This window comes from Aquiflexum gelatinilyticum (assembly GCF_024741135.1).
In the GTDB taxonomy this organism is placed as follows: Bacteria; Bacteroidota; Bacteroidia; order Cytophagales; family Cyclobacteriaceae; genus Cognataquiflexum; species Cognataquiflexum gelatinilyticum.
The window spans coordinates 22,780-41,966 of sequence record NZ_JANSUY010000012.1 but is presented as its reverse complement, the minus strand read 5'-3'; the positions used below and the strand labels follow the sequence as shown (position 1 = coordinate 41,966).

At 41.2% G+C, this 19,187-nt stretch carries 21 protein-coding genes and 1 tRNA gene; 14 read left to right on the top strand and 8 right to left on the bottom strand.

What is annotated here, in order from left to right; translation table 11 throughout:
• The first annotated feature begins 3 nt into the window (after positions 1–3).
• Both NU887_RS13575 and NU887_RS13570 read left to right on the top strand, forming a co-directional pair.
• Positions 4–1,341: an ABC transporter permease gene (locus NU887_RS13575; RefSeq protein ID WP_258423925.1), complete on the top strand. Its 1,338-nt coding sequence runs from the start codon at positions 4–6 to the stop codon at positions 1,339–1,341.
• Positions 1,334–2,815 carry a TolC family protein gene (locus NU887_RS13570; protein ID WP_258423924.1) on the top strand — a complete coding sequence of 494 codons (1,482 nt, stop codon included), beginning with the start codon at positions 1,334–1,336 and terminating at the stop codon, positions 2,813–2,815. The genes NU887_RS13575 and NU887_RS13570 overlap by 8 nt, the downstream gene beginning before the upstream one ends.
• 19 nt (positions 2,816–2,834) lie before the next feature.
• Here NU887_RS13570 and NU887_RS13565 read toward each other — a convergent pair whose 3' ends face one another.
• Genes NU887_RS13565 through NU887_RS13550 form a run of 4 tightly spaced genes read right to left on the bottom strand, consistent with a single transcriptional unit; the run spans position 2,835 to position 4,834 of the window.
• The gene (locus tag NU887_RS13565) at positions 2,835–3,011 is read right to left on the bottom strand and encodes a type II toxin-antitoxin system antitoxin (RefSeq protein ID WP_258423923.1); all 177 of its coding nucleotides are present in this window, start codon (positions 3,009–3,011) and stop codon (positions 2,835–2,837) included.
• The gene (locus NU887_RS13560; RefSeq protein WP_258423922.1) at positions 3,001–3,486 is read right to left on the bottom strand and encodes a hypothetical protein; all 486 of its coding nucleotides are present in this window, start codon (positions 3,484–3,486) and stop codon (positions 3,001–3,003) included. Before NU887_RS13560 ends, NU887_RS13565 begins: the two co-directional genes overlap by 11 nt.
• Position 3,487: 1 nt before the next feature.
• Positions 3,488–3,982 carry a hypothetical protein gene (locus NU887_RS13555; protein ID WP_258423921.1) on the bottom strand — a complete coding sequence of 165 codons (495 nt, stop codon included), beginning with the start codon at positions 3,980–3,982 and terminating at the stop codon, positions 3,488–3,490.
• A 3-nt stretch (positions 3,983–3,985) separates the two neighbouring features.
• On the bottom strand, positions 3,986–4,834 hold the full coding sequence (locus NU887_RS13550; RefSeq protein ID WP_258423920.1) for an SPFH domain-containing protein: 849 nt from the start codon (positions 4,832–4,834) through the stop codon (positions 3,986–3,988).
• A gap of 102 nt (positions 4,835–4,936) precedes the next feature.
• Here NU887_RS13550 and NU887_RS13545 point away from each other — a divergent pair, with 102 nt between their 5' ends.
• On the top strand, positions 4,937–6,109 hold the full coding sequence (locus NU887_RS13545) for a DUF4221 domain-containing protein (RefSeq protein ID WP_258423919.1): 1,173 nt from the start codon (positions 4,937–4,939) through the stop codon (positions 6,107–6,109).
• A gap of 77 nt (positions 6,110–6,186) precedes the next feature.
• Here NU887_RS13545 and fabG read toward each other — a convergent pair whose 3' ends face one another.
• Positions 6,187–6,933, bottom strand: coding sequence for a 3-oxoacyl-[acyl-carrier-protein] reductase (fabG, locus tag NU887_RS13540; protein WP_241127090.1), 747 nt, complete (start codon positions 6,931–6,933; stop codon positions 6,187–6,189).
• Between the two features lie 310 nt (positions 6,934–7,243).
• On the opposite strand from fabG, the gene lpdA reads away from it, so the two are divergent.
• The 6 genes from lpdA (at position 7,244) to NU887_RS13510 (ending at position 12,763) form a co-directional block, all read left to right on the top strand.
• Complete coding sequence (gene lpdA / locus NU887_RS13535; RefSeq protein WP_258423918.1) at positions 7,244–8,644, top strand: dihydrolipoyl dehydrogenase; 1,401 nt, start codon at positions 7,244–7,246, stop codon at positions 8,642–8,644.
• Between the two features lie 96 nt (positions 8,645–8,740).
• Positions 8,741–9,274, top strand: a complete 534-nt coding sequence (locus NU887_RS13530) for an RNA polymerase sigma factor (protein ID WP_258423917.1) — start codon at positions 8,741–8,743, stop codon at positions 9,272–9,274.
• Positions 9,275–10,093, top strand: coding sequence for an anti-sigma factor (locus NU887_RS13525; RefSeq protein ID WP_258423916.1), 819 nt, complete (start codon positions 9,275–9,277; stop codon positions 10,091–10,093).
• Between the two features lie 100 nt (positions 10,094–10,193).
• The gene (locus tag NU887_RS13520) at positions 10,194–10,646 is read left to right on the top strand and encodes a DUF2721 domain-containing protein (protein ID WP_258423915.1); all 453 of its coding nucleotides are present in this window, start codon (positions 10,194–10,196) and stop codon (positions 10,644–10,646) included.
• Complete coding sequence (locus tag NU887_RS13515) at positions 10,639–11,592, top strand: glycerophosphodiester phosphodiesterase family protein (protein WP_258423914.1); 954 nt, start codon at positions 10,639–10,641, stop codon at positions 11,590–11,592. The genes NU887_RS13520 and NU887_RS13515 overlap by 8 nt, the downstream gene beginning before the upstream one ends.
• Before the next feature lie 154 nt (positions 11,593–11,746).
• Entirely contained in the window at positions 11,747–12,763 is a 1,017-nt protein-coding gene (locus NU887_RS13510; RefSeq protein ID WP_258423913.1) for a threonine aldolase family protein, read from the top strand.
• A 209-nt stretch (positions 12,764–12,972) separates the two neighbouring features.
• Here NU887_RS13510 and NU887_RS13505 read toward each other — a convergent pair.
• The 3 genes from NU887_RS13505 to NU887_RS13495 all read right to left on the bottom strand — a co-directional run bounded on the left by NU887_RS13505 (position 12,973) and on the right by NU887_RS13495 (position 14,201).
• Positions 12,973–13,056, bottom strand: a tRNA-Leu gene (locus NU887_RS13505).
• Positions 13,057–13,129: 73 nt separating this feature from the next.
• Positions 13,130–13,426, bottom strand: coding sequence for a putative quinol monooxygenase (locus NU887_RS13500; protein WP_258423912.1), 297 nt, complete (start codon positions 13,424–13,426; stop codon positions 13,130–13,132).
• A 1-nt stretch (position 13,427) separates the two neighbouring features.
• Entirely contained in the window at positions 13,428–14,201 is a 774-nt protein-coding gene (locus NU887_RS13495; RefSeq protein ID WP_258423911.1) for an SAM hydrolase/SAM-dependent halogenase family protein, read from the bottom strand.
• Positions 14,202–14,304: 103 nt separating this feature from the next.
• Here NU887_RS13495 and NU887_RS13490 point away from each other — a divergent pair, with 103 nt between their 5' ends.
• The 5 genes from NU887_RS13490 (at position 14,305) to NU887_RS13470 (ending at position 19,186) form a co-directional block, all read left to right on the top strand.
• The gene (locus tag NU887_RS13490; RefSeq protein ID WP_258423910.1) at positions 14,305–15,306 is read left to right on the top strand and encodes a PhoH family protein; all 1,002 of its coding nucleotides are present in this window, start codon (positions 14,305–14,307) and stop codon (positions 15,304–15,306) included.
• Positions 15,251–15,700, top strand: coding sequence for a GNAT family N-acetyltransferase (locus NU887_RS13485; protein ID WP_258423909.1), 450 nt, complete (start codon positions 15,251–15,253; stop codon positions 15,698–15,700). Before NU887_RS13490 ends, NU887_RS13485 begins: the two co-directional genes overlap by 56 nt.
• Positions 15,701–15,741: 41 nt before the next feature.
• Positions 15,742–16,278, top strand: coding sequence for a DUF3575 domain-containing protein (locus NU887_RS13480; protein ID WP_258423908.1), 537 nt, complete (start codon positions 15,742–15,744; stop codon positions 16,276–16,278).
• A gap of 90 nt (positions 16,279–16,368) precedes the next feature.
• A complete protein-coding gene (locus tag NU887_RS13475; RefSeq protein WP_258423907.1) occupies positions 16,369–18,336 on the top strand; it encodes a ComEC/Rec2 family competence protein in 1,968 nt (655 codons plus the stop codon).
• Between the two features lie 73 nt (positions 18,337–18,409).
• Positions 18,410–19,186, top strand: a complete 777-nt coding sequence (locus tag NU887_RS13470) for an enoyl-CoA hydratase/isomerase family protein (RefSeq protein WP_258423906.1) — start codon at positions 18,410–18,412, stop codon at positions 19,184–19,186.
• Position 19,187 lies beyond the last annotated feature (1 nt).

Below are 19,187 nucleotides of genomic sequence, written 5' to 3'. Positions count from 1 at the left end.
CCTATGAGTCTCATTTTCGATCGTAATGAAAGATTAAAAGCCAATTTCCACATCGCCCTTGAAGCAGTTCTCGCCAACAAATTGAGGTCGCTGTTGACGGCTTTGGGGATAATTTTTGGAGTGGCAGCAGTAATCGCCATGCTCGCTATCGGCAATGGCGCACAGCAGGAAATCCTCGAACAGATCAGATTGGTCGGTGTCAACAATATCGTCATCACACCTGTGGTCAATCAGGTGGAAGAAAACCTAGCGGAAGATTCTGATCTTGAAGAAGAAAAAGGAAAGTATTCTCCTGGATTGAAACTTTCGGATGTAGAATCCATTGTGAAAACCATCCCCGGAATTAAAAATATCAGTCCTGAAATCGTTTTGGAAACGAATCTTGTCAAGAGTGGGATCAGGAGGTCTGCCAAACTTGTCGGTGTCACGCCGGCTTATTTTGAAGTATTGGATTTTCACCTTAGAGAAGGAAAAATGTTTTCGGAAATGAACCTCCTCAACGGCGATCCTGTCTGTATCATCGGAAGATCCGTTCAAACCAAATTTTTCTCTAAGGAAAACCCCATCGGAAAGATGATAAAAAGTGGAAACCAATGGCTTGAAGTCATTGGCGTGATGGAGGAGCGGTTGGTATCAGAGCAGAGTATTTCCAAGTTGGGTATCCGGGATTTCAATATGGATGTCTATGTTCCTATTCAGACGATGTTGATCCGGTTCAAAAACAGGGATTTGGTCACAGGTGCAGGGGTGATGGATCAAGAGTCTGCCTCCCTTTCTGTTGACCCCAATTACCATCAGATAGATAAAATAGTAGTTCAAGTGGTAGAGAGTGAATCCCTCAATCCCACTGCAGAAGTGATTTCAAAGCTTTTGGAAAGGAGGCATATGAATGTGGTGGACTTTGAAATTACCATCCCTGAGCTATTGCTCAAACAACAGCAGCGGACGCAGAATATTTTCAATATTGTCCTAGGGGCAATAGCAGGCATTTCACTTTTGGTGGGTGGTATTGGGATTATGAACATCATGCTTGCCTCCGTGATGGAAAGAATAAAGGAAATAGGATTAAGGCTTTCGTTGGGAGCAAAAAAATCCGATATTGTCAATCAGTTTCTGTTTGAAGCCGTCATGATCAGTATTTCAGGAGGGATAATAGGCGTAATATTGGGGATTTTATTGGCCCATTTGGTATCTACTTTTGGGGATTTTCCGACCATCATCACCCTTCCCTCCATCGTCCTATCATTTGGCGTCGCAGCTACCGTCGGATTGATTTTTGGAATCGCCCCGGCAAGAAAAGCAGCAATGCAAGATCCTATAACTTCTTTAAGGTATGAGTAAACATTATTATTTGAGTATTTTAATAGTTTGGATGTTTGGTTTTTCCATCCAATCTTATTCCCAAGAAAGAGTAACATTTACCCTCGAGGAGATGGTAGCCAGGGCCAAGGCAAGGTCTCCGGCTGCACTGAGGGCACAAACGAGAAAAGAAAACAGGTATTGGAATTACCGTTTTTACCAATCCAATTATAATCCCCAGCTCAGGCTGAGCGGTACCATCCCGGGATTTTCACAGGCATTCAACAATGTCACCCAACCTGATGGAACCATCGAATTTAGAGAAGTGAGGCAAAACTTCATGGATTTGGAATTAGGTATTGAACAAGAAATAGCCGCTACCGGTGGCAATATTTCCATCAATTCCTCCACCAACAGGTTTGATAATTTTCTGGCACCGGTCACTTCTCCTCAGACCCAATGGAGTGGTGTGCCTGTCAATGTTCGGTTGAGGCAACCTATTTTTGCTTTCAATCCCCTGAAATGGGACAGAAAAATTGAACCTCTGATTTTTGAGGAAAGCAAGAGGGGATATGTAGAGGAAATGGAACAGATCGGGATGACCGTAACTGCTTTGTTTTTTGACTTTTTGGTATCTCAGGTCAATCTGGAAATCGCGACAAAAAACCTGAGCAATACACAGGAAATCCTCAAAATCGAACAGGGGAGGTACAATATCGGGACCACATATGAGGACAAACTCCTTCAGGTAGAGTTACAGGTTTTGCAGGCGAGACAAGATCTCGCCCAGGCCCAATTGGACCTGGAGGCCAACAACCTTAGACTCAAATCATACATTGGACTTAACGAGACTTCTGAACTGACCCTCATTCCTCCCAATGTGATCGTCCCTATCGATATCAAAGTGGAGGAGGCAATCGAGTTTGCTTTTCTCAACAGGGCAGATGCGATGGGATTTGACCGGAGAAAACTGGAAGCTGAATCGGACCTGGCACAGGCAAGGGGACAGCGCTTCAATGTCCTGTTGAATGCGAGTTACGGTCTCAATAATGCAGGTTTGACTTGGGGAGATATTTACGTCGATCCCAACAGGCAGACCCTTATCAATCTCGGCTTTTCGATCCCTATTCTCGATTGGGGTAGAAATAAAGCAAGAATGGGTCAGGCACAGGCAAACAAGCAATTAGTAGAATATACCGTCGAGCAGGATATCATCAATTTTGAGCAGGAGATTTTTACGAAAGTAAAGAATTTTGCCATGCTGCGTGACAGGCTTAAAATTACTGAACTTTCTGATGAGGTAGCGGAAAAACGCTATGAGATTTCCTTGCGAAGGTATCAAAATGGAAATGTGACCATCACCGACCTGAATATTGCGCAGCAGGAAAAAGACCAAAACCGAAGGGCTTACATCCAGTCCTTGAGGGATTATTGGACAGCCTTTTATGAGATGCGTCAGTTGACTTTATATGATTTTGAATTCAGGCAATTGCTGTACAATCCTGATGCAGATTAAAAACAAAACCCGGAACCTATTAAGATTCCGGGTCTTTTTTTAGTGTGGAAGGTAACCTTCCGGATTTTTTTAAGGCTTCATGGATGATCCATTCCAGTTGCCCGTTGGCACTGCGAAATTCATCCTCTGCCCATTTCTCTACAGCCTTCATGAGGTTTTCATCTATCCGTAAGGCAAACGGTTTCTTAGCTGCCATGATTTTTGGATTTGTATGCTTCAAACATCTCAATGGCTTTTTGAGCTTCCTCAGGCATGTGCGTGCCAAGGAGGAATTTTTTGTCTTTGGTGGTGACCATGATACCGAATTTACCACCAGTATTGTAGGCCCAGGAATCAAAATTGTACCTCAACCCCCATCCCCCATATTCCCAAAGTGAGTTGTACTCGATCAAGGCCATGGTTTCAATATCATTAAAGCCAAACGTCTTTTTTCCTACAAAAGGAAAATAGCTAAATGACAATGATTTTGAGTCAATCGTGGTTTTGAGCGTCAGTGAGAGAAACAGTACAAATACGAGTCCAACGATTCCGATTGGGATCAATTTGTCTGAAAGATTAAAATCTTCAATACTGATAATGCTGAGCAATACGATTACTGCCACAACAACCAATAGCATCCAAATCCACAGTTGAGTGAATTTTTGGGTTTCTTTAAATATAAAATGCTTCATGTTAGGTCTTGTTTTCAAATCCGTTTTCATTCCAAACTTCAATCATCTCTTTGACTTCATTGTGCTTTCTGGTGCTGAAGACCAGCTTTTTGGTTTGAAGCTGAACTTCCACTACATGATCAGAAAAGAAAATGTATGCCTTTACATTTTTTGAATATCTCACTCCAATACCTCCATATTCCAACAGCCCATCCATTTTTTTGACTTGAATCGAATTTATTTCCGAGAATGGGATTTTCTGCCATTTATTTTTCAGTGGAGGATTTCTGAAAGCAATGGATTTATCGTCCATTCTCAATTCCAGTTTGATGCTCATCAGAAAAAGGAAAGTGATCAAAATGATCGCTCCGACAAACAATATCGCCGGCAAACCATCTTCTCCCAGTTTTCCTTTTTGCCAAAGTACAATCAAAAGCACCAAGGTGGGGACTTCCAGCATGATCATTCCAAACATGATGAAACTTCCCCTGAAACTTTGTGTCTCATTGACTACCATTTTCTATTGGTTCAAAGTTCCCACATTCAGAACCGGACTTGCACTTCTGTCAGAGCAGAGCACTACCATCAGGTTACTGACCATTGCGGCTTTTTTGGATTCTTCAAAGTCGATGATGCCTTTAATTTTGAGGTCTTCCAAGGCCATTTCGACCATGCCTACTGCTCCGTCAACGATCATTCTACGGGCGGCGACAATAGCAGTAGCTTGTTGTCTTTGGAGCATGGCCGAGGCGATTTCTGAAGCATAAGCCAAGTGGGAGATACGGGCTTCGATGACTTTGATTCCGGCAGACTTCAGTCTGTCGATGATTTCTGCTTCCAATGAATGGTTGACTTCTTCCACACCCGAGCGGAGGGTCACTTCGGCATGTTGATGCTCAAAATCGTCATAAGGATACAAACCTGCCATTTTTCGGACTGCGGCATCAGTCTGTAGGTGGACGAAGTTTTCATAATCTTCCACTTCAAATGATGCTTTGAAGGTGTCCTCTACCTGCCAGACCACAATCGTGCCGACCATGACCGGGTTACCGATTTTGTCATTGACTTTGAGGGGTTTGTTTTCAAAATTCTTGACACGGAGAGAGATTTTCCTTTTGGTCATAAATGGATTGACCCAGAAGAAACCGGTGTCCTTCACCGTGCCTTTATAAGCACCGAATAAGACAAGTACCATCGCCATGTTAGGCTGGAGTGTAAAAAACCCTGGCGTGATCATGATAAAGGCAAACCCGAGGATTGCCCCCAAAAGATGCCATTCATTGATAAATGAAAATGCTGTGGCCGGAATCAGTGCGATGACCACCAAAACCATCAAGTAGCCGGAAATAGGTTTAGTTATTTTTTCCATATTGTTATGATATTAAAATGATATCAATGCAATATACTTTCTTTGATTTAAAAAGTTACAAAAAGAATGAAATTTTTTCGACTAATCTGTTATTTTTGGATTATGTTCAAAAGTCCCTTTTCCCAAATTCTGGTTTTTCTTCTTTCGATTACCCTGTTTTCTTGTGGGGAAAAGGCTTCTGATGAAATATATGTTGGGAAAATTGAAGAATTGGTAGCAGGCGATCTACTCGTCAAGAAAGATAGTTTGACAAAAAATATAGAAGTCAAACAGGTAATCCATCATCAAGGAATTGATTTTATCATTTCCTTGGCTGATAGGGAGAGGACGATCCAGTATTATTCAATCCAAACTGGAGAAAAAGTCAAGGAAATCAAACTTCCTTTTGATGGGCCAGACAGCTTCAAAGGTTACATTGGCTTGTTAATAGCTGAAGGGATGGATTCCTTGACCATAGTAAATATGGACGGTTGGTTTTATGACTATTATCAAGGTAATAGAATAAAAGAGGAACATATTGATTCGAAACTGGAATTTCCAAATACGTATTACAGTAGCATGTACCATGGAAGGAGGAACAATTTTACCAAAGTCTCTGAAAGTCAGTATCAAATTTCAGTAGTTCCACTGGTTGCACCAAGTAGCAATTTTTCAGGAAAAACAAAGGCCTTTGATAAAATCGAAGAATGGATTATCATTTTTGATTCGAAAGAAAACAAGGCAGCTGTTCAGAATCTAACTTTTCCTTTTGGATATAGATCAGATTTTGTTGAAGACCACTTGTCTTATCCACCAATCGTTGAAATTATGGACAGTAAGAATTATGTTTTATTTCCATATTCTGATTCCGTATTTGTCATGTCCGATTTCAAAATAGTTGACAGAAAAAAACTAGACTCCGGAGTTGAATTTAATTTCATTGGCGGTGAAAACATCGTTAGAGGGGAATACGGTTATGTTGAATTAAAAAAAGAGGCTAGTTCTCATTTAGATTTTCTTTACGATAAGTACAGAAATGTATTTATCAGGATTTCAAAAATAAATGAATCCGGCGCTGGTGAAACCACCCGGGAAAGAACAAAACATCACCTACTCAGCATATATGATGCGGATCTAAATCCAATATCCGAATACACATTCGATTTTGGTCCCGGATCCAAATTGGAAAATTACTTTATAGCTTCAGACGGTTTTTATCTGAATAAACCCGATCAGGTTTCTGAAGACCAATACGAGTTTTATAGATTGGATCTCAGCAAAATCAAAAAACCCTGACCGGGATATTCCGCTCAGGGTTTTTGAACATTCTAAATTCTAAATTTTCTACTTTATCGCCTCTAATCTCACGCTTCTCAAGTTAGCATCGCTCCATCTACTTGGATGACTTGTCCTGAGATATACGAACTCATATCCGAAGCCAGGAAAACGCAGGCATTGGCAACTTCTTCAGGTTGGCCGCCGCGCTTCATCGGGATACCGTCCCTCCAGCCCTGAACAGTTTTCTCATCCAATACCGCTGTCATTTCCGTTTCGATAAATCCCGGTGCCACGGCATTTGCCCTGATATTTCTTGAACCCAATTCCAAAGCTACTGACTTGGTAAAGCCGATAATCCCGGATTTGGAAGCTGCATAATTGGCTTGTCCGGCATTCCCTTTGATGCCTACCACAGAAGTGATGTTTATGATGGAACCTGACTTGGCTTTCATCATTGGACGCGTTGCGGCTTTGACGGTATTAAAGCAGGATTTTAGGTTGACTCCTATGACTTCATCCCAAGCTTCCTCGGTCATTCTCATCAGGAGATTGTCGCGAGTGATACCCGCATTGTTGACCAAGATGTCCAAACTGCCAAATTCAGCCACCACACCATTGACAAGTTCCTCAGCAGCTTTGAAGTCAGAGGCATCCGAACGGTACCCTTTTGCTTTGATCCCAAATGCCGTCAATTCTGCCTCAAGAGCCTGTCCTTTTTCTACACTTGACAAGTACGTGAAGGCTACATTGGCACCTTCTTGGGCAAATCTTACAGCTATTGCTTTACCGATTCCTTTGGATGCTCCGGTGATCAGAGCTGTTTTTCCGCTTAATAATCCCATGTTATTTTCTTTGATAGGTTTCTGTTAAAAACCCAAAAATAAGGAATTTTTATTTTAGGATTATTACTCACGCAGAGACGCGAAGACGCAAAAGAATGATCAAAGTTGAATGAGGAATACATCGAAGGATTTATTTGCTGCCTAAAACAAATTGAATTTTAAATCCATAAATCGAATATTTGGCAAATTTTCACAATTTATTGAGTAAGTTTCATGTCTCAAATCTCTCATCTTATGTCTTTTTTAGATTTTTTTCTCAGCCTAAAAGCCCTATTTTTGCGAAGCTTATATTAAAATAAACAGTAAAAATATGTCTTCAACAAAATATGATGTGATTGTTTTGGGTTCCGGTCCCGGTGGTTATGTAGCTGCCATCCGTGCTGCCCAATTGGGTTTGAAAACTGCAGTGGTAGAAGCTGCTGAACTCGGTGGAATCTGCCTCAATTGGGGTTGCATCCCGACAAAAGCATTGATCAAAAGTGCTCAAGTTTTTGAATATATCCACCATGCAGAAGATTATGGAATCAAGGTAAAAGGTGCAGAAGTGGATTTCACGGCCATGGTCAAAAGAAGCCGTGATGTAGCAGGAGGCATGTCCAAAGGGATTCAGTTTTTGCTTAAAAAAAATAAAATCGACCAACTTTTAGGCTGGGGAAAAGTACAGCCCGGTAAGAAAATTGAAGTAGAAGACAGTGAGGGTAAAAAGACAGTCTATTCTGCTGACCATATCATCATCGCTACAGGTGGCCGTGCCCGTGAGCTTCCTGCTGTAAAAATCGACAACGAAAAAATAATTGGCTATCGCAAAGCCATGGTTTTGGAAAAGAAGCCTGAAAAAATGGTTGTGGTAGGTTCAGGAGCCATCGGTGTTGAATTCGCATATGTTTACAGCTCTATAGGTACAGAAGTGACCATAGTAGAGTTTATGGACAGGATTGTACCGAATGAAGATGAGGAGGTTTCTAAAGCCTTGGAAAAAATATATAAGAAAAACGGATTGAAAATCATGACCTCCACGGAGGTGACTGCAGTGGACACCAAAGGCAAAGGCTGTAAAGTAACCGTAAAAGATAAGAAGGGAGCAGAAACAGTCATCGAATGTGACGTGGTCTTATCCGCTGTTGGAGTAGTGTCTAATGTCGAAAATATCGGTTTGGAAGATGTAGGGATTTTGGTTGAGCGTGGCAAAATCAAAACAGACGAATATTACCGCACCAATATGCCCGGTTACTATGCCATCGGTGATGTGACAACGGGACCGGCCTTGGCACACGTTGCTTCAGCCGAAGGAATCATTTGTGTAGAGAAAATCGCCAACCACCATCCAGAACCGCTTGATTACAACAATATCCCGGGCTGTACTTATTGTATTCCTGAGATTTCTTCAGTAGGATATACCGAAGCCAAAGCAAAAGAAGCAGGCTATGAAGTGAAAGTGGGCAAGTTCCCTTTTTCTGCCTCTGGAAAAGCATCAGCGGCAGGAGCCAAAGACGGGTTTGTAAAACTTGTTTTTGATGCCAAATACGGAGAGCTTCTCGGAGCGCACATGATAGGAGCCAATGTGACTGAAATGATCGCTGAAATCGTAGCTATTCGAAAATTGGAGACAACAGGTATGGATCTGATCAAGACTGTACATCCACATCCCACAATGTCTGAGGCCATTATGGAAGCAGCAGCACAAGCTTATGGTGAAGTAATCCACCTTTAATTTTATAAAAATCATTATCTTCGAAACACAAGGCCATACCAATAGGTCTTGTGTTTTTCTTTTTAAACAAAACCAGTAGCGTAAAAAAATTAAAATTTGGAAGAGCCACAACTCATTGCAGGATTAAGGGCGAAGGATAGAAAGACTATTGAATACTTATATGATAAATATTCAAAAGCCCTGTTTACTGTGATTTCGAGGATCATTATTGACAAAGACATTGCTGAAGAAGTTTTTCATGATGCCTTTATCAAAATCACCCGGAAAATCGACAGTTACGAAGAGTCTAAAGGAAGACTGTATACCTGGATGTCCAATATATGCAGGAATGCAGCGATTGATCGGACGAGGTCGAAAGAGTTCTCCAATAGCAGTAAGACCAATACGATCGATGATTACGTATATGGTTTGGAGAGTGCATCAGGGACTTCAGATTTGGTCGATGCTATAGGAGTCAAAGAACTCTTGGACGACCTCAATGAAGAACAGCGCTTTATGGTGGAGTGTATTTATTTCAAAGGATATACCCATTCTGAAGTATCCGAGGAATTTGATATTCCCCTTGGCACCGTCAAGTCTCGAATTCGTGCCGCAATAAATGTATTAAAAAAGAACTTAGGAAAGATTTAAGTGGATATTCAAGCTTACATATCGTCAGGAAAACTCGAACTCTTTCTATTGGGGGAGTTGGGTGAAAGAGAAAGGGAGGAAGTGGTCCGAATGGCCAAAAAATACCCTGAAATCCAAAAGGAATTGGATCAGTTGCAAGATGCTTTTTTGGAAATTGACCAAAAATCCGGAATTGCTCCTTCTGATTCGGTGAAAAATAAAATCTTCAAGACTTTGGAGGCTGACTTAGTCAAGGAAGTGAAGTCGCCCGTCAGAGAAGTTTCGCCGGCAAAGGTTATTCCGATGCAGCCTTGGAAAACCTATTTTGCTGCTGCATGTATAGCAGCAGTTTTGGCAACTTTTGCAGCCATTTATTATGCCAACCAGTATTTTGACATCGATCAAAAATTTACTGCTTTGGTTCAGGAACAGTCTGTTTTGGCAGAGGAATTGAACCAATACAAGGTAAACTTTGAAAAGACAGATGTCCAATTGGAGACCCTTCTTGCAGGTAATTTCGAAAAGGTTTCAATGAAAGGTGATGGGTTTGAGATAGAAAAAGATGCCCTTGTAGATGTGTGGTGGGATAAGGGAGCCAATTCGGTTTTTGTATCTGTCAATAACCTCTCGAGCTTGGAAGATCAATACGATTACCAGTTATGGGCTATTGGTGACCAAGGTCCTGTAGGAATCGGCTTGGTCAATGCTGACCAAAAGTTTTCGCTCCAACAAATGGAAGCTGTAGCCTCAGCAGGTACATTTGCCATCACCATCGAACCAAAAGGAGGAAGTCAAAGTCCTACCTTGGAGAAGTTAGTGGTAATTGGAAATGTGGGTTAAAGAATAAGAGTATTAAGTTATTGGTAAATAGAACCCGGCAGCGATGTCGGGTTTTATTTTTCTTGTTTATTCCCCAACTTACCAACCAAAACCACAACCTATGGAACTTCAGATTTCAACACCGGCTTTATTATTTTCAGCCATTACCTTGATGATGCTTGCTTTTACCAACAGGTTTTTGGCCGTTGCGAGTCTGATTCGGGGACTTCATAAAAAATTTTTGGAAAACCCCGATCATGAAATTATCATTGACCAGATTCACAACCTTAAACGCCGTCTCAGCATGATCAAATACATGCAGCTGTGTGGGGTTTTGAGTTTTTTCCTTTGCGTGGTATGTATGTACCTCATATTTATGGAGATTCAGCCTGCTGCAGATTATGTGTTTATTGCCAGTATGCTGACATTGCTGATTTCATTGGGCATTTCTTTGGTGGAGATTTTTATTTCTAACCAAGCCCTAAAACTCGAATTGCAGGACATGGAAAATATATTTGAAAAACGGAAAAGCGGTTTGGATTTTTGGTTCAAAAAAGAAAAAAACGATGAGTAAATTAAAAAGCGTGTTTAGGGTTTCACTTCTGGCAATAATCCTTTTTTCCTGTAATTCTTCCAAAACAGGAAAAGTAGTACACTCTTCAAAACCTGCGGAATACTATATTTCATTAAAATCAGTAGAGGAAGCCAAAAGTTTTTATACCTGGACTTCGGATCGGATACCGTTGGTCAGTGCGCACCGGGGCGGACCATACCCTGGTTTTCCTGAAAATGCCATCGAGACATTTCAAAATGTTATTGAGCAAACTCCTTCGATTATTGAATTTGACGTGGCGCTTTCCAAAGACTCCGTCTTGGTACTTATGCACGACAATACTTTGGATAGGACAACCAATGGTTCAGGAAAAGTCATTGACCAAACTTTTGATGAAATTAGAAAACTCAGATTGGTGGATAATGATGGAAAAGAGACAGGTTATCAAGTGCCGACTTTGGAAGAGGCTTTGATATGGGGAAAAGGAAAGGTGTTGTTTACAGTGGACATCAAGCGTGAAGTTCCATTTGAAATGGTAGTGGATGCAATCAAAAAACACAAAGCCGAGGCCTATGCTGCAGTCATCACCTATAGTGTAGACGCAGCCAAAAAAGTTCATAGCCTTCACCCTGACCTGATGCTTTCAGTAACTATCAGGAATGAGGAGGAACTGAAAAGATTTGAAGATTCCGGCATTCCAATAGAGCAGTGGATTGCATTTACAGGCACTTCAGAAAGACCTTCCGAGTTCAATTCCAAGCTTCATGAAATGGGCGTGTTTACCATTTTAGGAGTACTCGGAAATTTGGATAAAAGTGCGATGGCAAATGGTGACCAGATATATGTTGATTTTGTAAGGAAGGGAGCAGATATCCTTGCTACCGACCGGCCGATTGAGGCTGCTGAGGCGATCAAAGCCCTTATTCCTAAGGAAAGTTCGAAAAACAAATATTTTGAAATAAAATAGAAATAAAATAGAAATACAATTGAAATACAATTGAAATACAATTGAAATAAAGTTGATATAAAAAGAAATAAGGCTAGATGTTGTAAAATTATTTCGCCGAAGGCATATTTCCATTTATTTCGCGAAGCATATTTCTTTTAAACCATTCATCCAAATGATTATAGACTTACGTTCAGATACCCTCACCAAGCCTACCCAAGGCATGTTGGAAGCCATGTGGTCAGCTCAAGTTGGAGATGATGTATTTGGAGAAGATCCGACTGTCAATGCCCTGGAGCAGAAGATGGCGGACATGTTTGGTATGGAAGCAGGGATTTTTTGTCCTTCGGGTACCATGACCAATCAGATTGCCATCCGTCTTCATACCCGGCCACAAACCGAACTGATCTGTCATAAATATTCCCATATCTACCTTTATGAAGGAGGAGGAATTATGTCCAATTCGCATGCTTCGGTAAAACTTTTGGACGGGGAATATGGAAAAATCAGTCCCTCCGACATCGCCGATGCCATCAATCCTGATGATATTCATGCGCCCGAAACTACCTTGGTTTCTCTTGAAAACACCATGAATAAGGGTGGCGGCAGTATTTATACTTTAGAGGAAATCAAACCCATTAAAGCCCTATGTGATCAGCATGGTTTGAAACTTCACCTTGATGGAGCCAGGATTTTCAATGCACTAGAAGTCACAGGTGAAAGTCCCAAAGCTTGGGGAGCGATGTTCGATACCATTTCGGTTTGTCTGAGTAAAGGTTTGGGTTGTCCGGTAGGCTCTGTCCTTTTGGGAACCAAATCAGATATCAAGCATGCAAGAAAAGTCAGAAAATCTTTTGGTGGCGGGATGAGGCAGGCAGGTTTTTTGGCCGCTGCGGGAATTTATGCGCTAGATCACCAAGTCAAAAGACTGGCAGAGGACCATGACAGGGCAAAGAAATTAGGGCATATCCTGGAGCAACATCCTTTAGTATCTGAAGTTTTTCCCGTTGTCACCAATATTGTAATCGCCAGATTAAAAGATATCACCCCTGCCGAAATGCTCCAAAAGCTAGATGTTGTTAGTATTAAAGCAGTACGCTTTGGCAAGGATCAGATCAGGTTTGTGACCCACTTGGATTTTGGGGATGAGGGATTGGAGGAGTTTGGGAAAAGGGTCAAGGAAATAAGATAGAAATACGTTTTGCGAAATAGGTTGAAATAATTTAAGCAGAAATACTGGAAGATTTTACAGGTTCAGTAATGGTACCTGCACTGTAAAATAAAAAGAGATTCGTTTTCTACCCAAAATAAAATCGCAGGTTTGAATTGAATTCCCGAAAACATTTCAATTCCCAAAAAACAACGAAACAAAAAAAGCCCGCATTTCTGCGAGCTTCTCTGTACCCAGAGCCGGAGTCGAACCGGCACGAGTGTAACCTCATTGGTGTTTGAGACCAACGCGTCTACCAATTCCGCCATCTGGGCATTTCAATCATTGCCCGTCCCTTTCTGAACGGGATGCAAATATGAGTAAAGATTTTTTTTCCTGCAAGACCTTTCAGGGCAGTTCTTGGATTTTTTTGGAACTGAAAGCAACAGGTTTTTCTGCAAAAAGGGTTTTGGTAAACGACCACACAGTTTTAAATAGCTCGGAATCACGGTATTGATTCAAAGCTTCCTCGCTTTCCCAATGGCTGAAAGTCATAAAAATATTTTTGCTGTTTTCATCCTTCCACAATTCCAAATGGCTGCAGCCTGAAAAATTTCTGATTTTTTCCTTGTTTCCTTCAAAATTTTCCAAAAACGCTTCCACCGCTTCCTCTCTAAAAGTCATCCTCACTATCCGGATCAGCATATCATTCGGTTTCAAAATTGATAAATACCGGACTGTCATGCCTCAATCCCAACAAGTCAGCCCCATGCCCATGGTTGATCCCGATTTCCAGCATGTCTATGCTGTTGAAAAATGCAAAGCAGTCTCCTGCTTCGACATTGTCATAGGTTTTGTTGAGCCTGCTGATTTTTTCCCGTCCAAACTCCACATTGTATTTGCCCGGATTGAGTTTCTCAAAAACCTCCTTAGGGATGTTGGTGATCAGGTTTCCATAATTGTCAACCCTGATGACATGTCCGATTATCTGTTTTTTGGTGGCTTTGAATTGTCTGGGAATCATCTTTTTGATCTGCATCAAAGGTCCACCAAAATCATGAATCGCAGCACCTGAGGCCACTTTGGCGGCAATAGGGGCAAGGATATCCTTTACCGGAAAGGTACTTTCTTTAATATGCATTTCAGAAAAAAGAACACAAATCCCTGGGTCATAATCGGAAAGCAAACTGAGTACGCCGTTGTTTGGTCCAAGGAAAATATGTTCTTCCAACTTAATACCAATATAGCCTTCTGTGCTGGCACTTGTGCTGTTCATGGCAACAAGGTGGACCGTTCCTTTTGGGAAATCTTTGTAGATCGCTTTAAGGACAAAAGCCGCATGGGCGATATCATAGATATCGATTTTATGAGTGATGTCGACAATGTTCAATTGGGGATTGATGGATAACATTTTGGCCTTCACCGCCGGTACATAGTAGTCGGCGTCTCCAAAATCTGAGGTGAATGTTATCAATGCCATGGAAGCAAGTCTGTTAAAATTTTGTACTTTTGTAGGGGTTGGAACAAAATTAGGGATTTTATCCTTATACCTTCAATAGACTTCACAATTCAAGGAAATTAGATTGGTAGAAAAAATAATCACACTGGAAAACATCCCTTTGCTGGATTTTTTAGGCTCAGAAAACGAAAATATCCGCCGGATTGCCGATGCTTTTCCCGAAAGCAAGATAGTATCCCGAGGCAATGAAATTCGGATTCAGGGACGTGCACCCGAAATCCTCAGAATCAATGATGTGATCAATATGCTCTTGCAGCACTTTCACAGATTCGGTCATGTGACTCCCGACAATGTCAAGGAATATATTGCGTTGGAAGGACAGCCTTTTACCGAAAATGAGAATAACGATGTTATCCTATATGGCAACAAAGGCCTAGTAGTCAAACCAAAATCCCCAAATCAACGCAAACTCGTTGAGTCTGCATTTAAAAATGATTTGGTTTTTGCATTAGGACCTGCCGGTACAGGCAAAACTTACATTGCTGTTGCACTTGCAGTCAGGGCATTGAAAAACAGGGAAGTCAAAAGAATCATTATCACCCGTCCAGCTGTGGAAGCAGGAGAAAACCTCGGCTTTCTTCCGGGGGATTTGCAGGAAAAGTTGGATCCATACCTAAGGCCCATTTATGATGCATTGGCAGACATGGTGCCGGCAGAGAAACTCAAATATTACCAAGAAACCAGGGTGATTGAAATCGCCCCACTTGCATATATGAGGGGAAGAACTTTGCACGATGCTTTTGTTCTGTTAGATGAAGCACAGAATACAACCAGCGAGCAGATCAAAATGTTCCTGACCAGGATGGGCCCCAATTCCAAAGTCATCATTACCGGTGATCAAAGCCAAGTCGATCTTCCATCTAAAAAGAAATCAGGGTTGACTGAAGCCCTACATATCCTGAAGGATGTCAAAGGAATCGGGGTGGTGAGCTTAAGCGGCAAAGATGTCATCCGTCATAAATTAGTCAAATCGATCATAGAAGCATACGAAAAAGATGAATCCCAAAGAGATGAAAGAAGAGAAGCCTATCTCCGTAGAAAAAGTACAGACCAAGGAACAGCTTGATACGGTTTTTGGCATCAGAGAGGAAGTATTTGTCATCGAACAGGAAGTAGATCCTTCAGAGGAATATGATGAGTTTGAGGATATTTCTCTTCACTTTTTGGCAAAATCTGATGGAGAACCTGCCGGCACTGCGAGGTGGAGATTTACTGACAAGGGTGTTAAACTGGAAAGATTCGCTGTATTGAAATCCAAGCGGGGAAAGGGCGTCGGGTATGCATTGGTCAATGCAGTGGTAGAGGACATCAAACTTAACCCCGATGCCAAGGGAAAGAAGCTTTACCTACATGCCCAATTGGATGCGATGCCACTCTATGCCAAATTTGGTTTCCGGCAAGTTGGAGACATGTTCGAAGAGTGCAATATCAAACATTTTAAAATGGAATTATATTTGTGAAATCCGGAAGGATTGATTTACCATAAACCAACTTTAGTGATATGAAAAAATCATTGTTTACCCTTGCCTGCATTACCTTAATTACCTTTGGTTCATATGCCCAATCGCTTGAAGATCCTAAAGGTGAAATCAGGCTCAACTTTTTGAATACCATTATCTTGGGATCTGTTGAAATCGGGTATGAAAGTTTCTTCAAACCTGATCAATCTCTTGGTCTTGAGTTGCATTTAAATGACCGCTTCAGCTATAGAAGCCAAAATGATTCAAGGGACTTTTCTACCACTTCAATTTTAGCTTCCTACAATTTTTACTTTGCAGGAGATGGCAACGGTAAAATCTATATCTCTCCTTTTTTGAAATACAGGTTTGGGGAATTTGTTGAAACCGTAAGCAATACAACTACAGTCACAAGCATGAACAGTGGAGCAATAGGACTTACCGCGGGCTATAGATGGAATTTCAATAATTTTGCTTTTGGACCATTTGGATCTGTCAACAGGCAATTTTCCCAAGAAGTACAAAATAGGTTTTCGGCTGTAGAATTGAATGCCGGTTTCAACGTCGGTTACCGTTTCTAAAAAATATTAAACGTTTAAATTAGGGTTAAAGGAGTCAGGGATGACTCCTTTTTCTTTTTTTGTTTTTAAATTCCGAGAAACAATTTTCCCATGCGTTTTTCGGAGTTTCCTTTTTTGCGATATGCTCTATTCTTTATCCTCGGGATAGTTTTATATCCCGTTTTAAGCAAAATCGGGATTTGGGTTATAATTGGAGTTGCAGCCGCTTCTGGTTTGATTTACCTTTTTTTGGTTTTTGCCAATGACGATCGCAGAAGGTATAAATTCCAAATCATCCTTCCACTTTTGGCTTACCTTCAATTGGCCGCCGCCGGTTTTTTTTTCACTTATCAAAAAGACATCAAAAATCACCCAAACCATCTTCTGAATTCCAACAAGGAAATCAAGGCTTATATGGGTACGGTAATAAGCTATGACGAACCAAAGCCCAATTCGATAGCAAACAGGATCAATGTAAAAAAAGTATTTGACGGGAAAGTTTGGGAAGAAAAACAGGGAGAGGTTTTGATTTACCACCGCTCAGCTCAGGGACTTTCTTCCGGAGATTTGTTACTGATTTCGGGCAGTCCGCAAAACATCCAAGGACCCACCAATCCTTTTGAATTTGATTACCGCAAATTCATGCAAAACCAACAGGTCTCTCACCAGCACTTTATAGGCGAAAAATTTGAAAAAATTGGAAAACTGACTGAAAACCCAATCGAGACTTTTTTTATCAACATCAGGTCCGAAATCCTCTCAGGAATGGACAGTCTCATACATAACAGGCAGGCAAATCAGGTCGCGAAGGCGATTTTGTTGGGACAAAAGAAAGATATGGATCGGGATATTTCAGATGCCTATGTCACTGCGGGAGCCATGCATATTCTGGCAGTTTCTGGATTGCATGTCGGGATTGTGTATGGGTTTTTCTTTTTGTTTATAAAACCCTATCGGCTCAAAGTCAAAAAAAGGATCATTTATCTCAGCATAATTATTTTATTGATTTGGGGATATGCTTTGTTGACGGGAATGTCGCCTTCTGTTATGCGGGCAGCGACGATGTTTTCTCTGATGGCTTTGGCGCAAATGAAATCCCGAAATCCTTCCATTTTCAATGCCATTGCCTTGTCAGCGGTGGTTTTATTAGTTTATGACCCTTTTCTGATCTATGCTGTGGGGTTTCAGCTTTCCTACCTGGCACTGATCGGAATTTTGGTAATTCAGCCTCTATTGGTTCGTCTTTGGAGTCCCACAAACAGGATTGTCGACTATATCTGGCAAATTACAACAGTCAGTTTTGCAGCACAACTGGCCACTTTTCCAATCTCAGCTTACTACTTTCACGTCTTCCCTACATATTTTGCAATCGCCAACTTGGTGGCCATTCCCGGGGCATTTTTGATGATGGCTTTGGGAGTTCCCCTTATGGTTCTGATCAAGGTTCCTTATATTTCTCTGGTCTTGGCTTGGGTGACCGAAAAAACGATTATTGTGGTCAATACACTGATTTTTTGGTTTCAGGAATTGCCCGGTTCAAGGATTTCAGATATTTATTTTTCTTTAAATTTCATTTGGGTGTATTGGCTGATGCTTTCATTATTCATTTTACTTTGGCTCTATCCCGGCAGAAAAATGGCCTATACTATATTGGTAATGTTAGGATTGGTTGGGATTTCGCGGTTGGTTTTTGCTTTTATTCCAAAAGAGAAAAATGAAATCACTTTATATGCTGCCGGAAAAGGAATGGCCTTAGATTACCATTTCGGTGAAACTCTTTTTTGGTATGACCAAGCTTCAGAGCAGGATATCAGCTTCAAGGTATTGCCAAACCGAAATGCATCCACGGCTAAATCCCGATTTCCAATGGTTGCTTTTGAAACCGAAAACGGGCTTGAAATCCCGATTCCCGGACAGAGTCAAAATCTTGTAATTCAAAAGAACACTATTCACTTTGCCGGTGGGGGCATTGATTTTTCAATTTTTAGATGGGAGGAAAACAAATGGACATCTGTTACCAAATCAGATTCTATTTTGATGGATTCACATTCGTACAAAATAATATTAAACTCACCCTAATCTTGGAAGAGCAGAAGCAGTCGGCTATCTTTCAATTATCGATTTTCACAAGCTTTAAGAATTTTCCGTCGCCATGGACCAACCGATAATAACGCAGATCAAAGACAGGATAGGTTACATCATCCTCAACAGACCCGAAAAAAGAAATGCTTTAAACGGCGAAATGATCGCTTATCTTGATGCTGCACTGACGGATTTTGAAAGGGATGACGCAGTCAAAGTAATTGTTATAAAAGCGGAAGGGAAAGTTTTTTGTTCAGGCGCTGACCTTGCAGCATTGCATGCACTTCAGTTCAATTCTTTCGAGGAAAATCTGATGGACAGCCGTGGTCTTAAAGACCTTTTTCACAAAATTTATACTTTTCCGAAAGTTATCATCGCACAGATTCAGGGACATGCTTTGGCCGGGGGATGTGGATTGGCAAGTATCTGTGATTTTTCATTTGCCGTTTCCGAAGCAAAATTTGGTTATACTGAAGTCAAAATCGGATTTATTCCCGCGATTGTTATGGTTTTTCTCCTTCGGAAACTCGGTGAAGGCAAAGCCAAGCAGCTGCTTCTGGAAGGAGACCTGATTTCTGCTACCTATGCCCAATCCATTGGACTGATCAACAGGGTGGTCGAAGCCGCCGAGTTAGAGGAAAAGGTTTATGCTTTTGCGCAAAAACTGATTGAACAAAACTCGGGTGAAGCCATGTCGCTTACCAAAGAAATGATCGGAAGGGTGCAGGAAAGGACTTTGGAAGAGGCTTTGGAATATGGAGCTTCGATGAATGCCAAGGCTAGAGGAACAGATGATTGTAAAAAAGGCGTCACCGCATTTTTGAATAAAGAGCAAATCAAATGGTAAA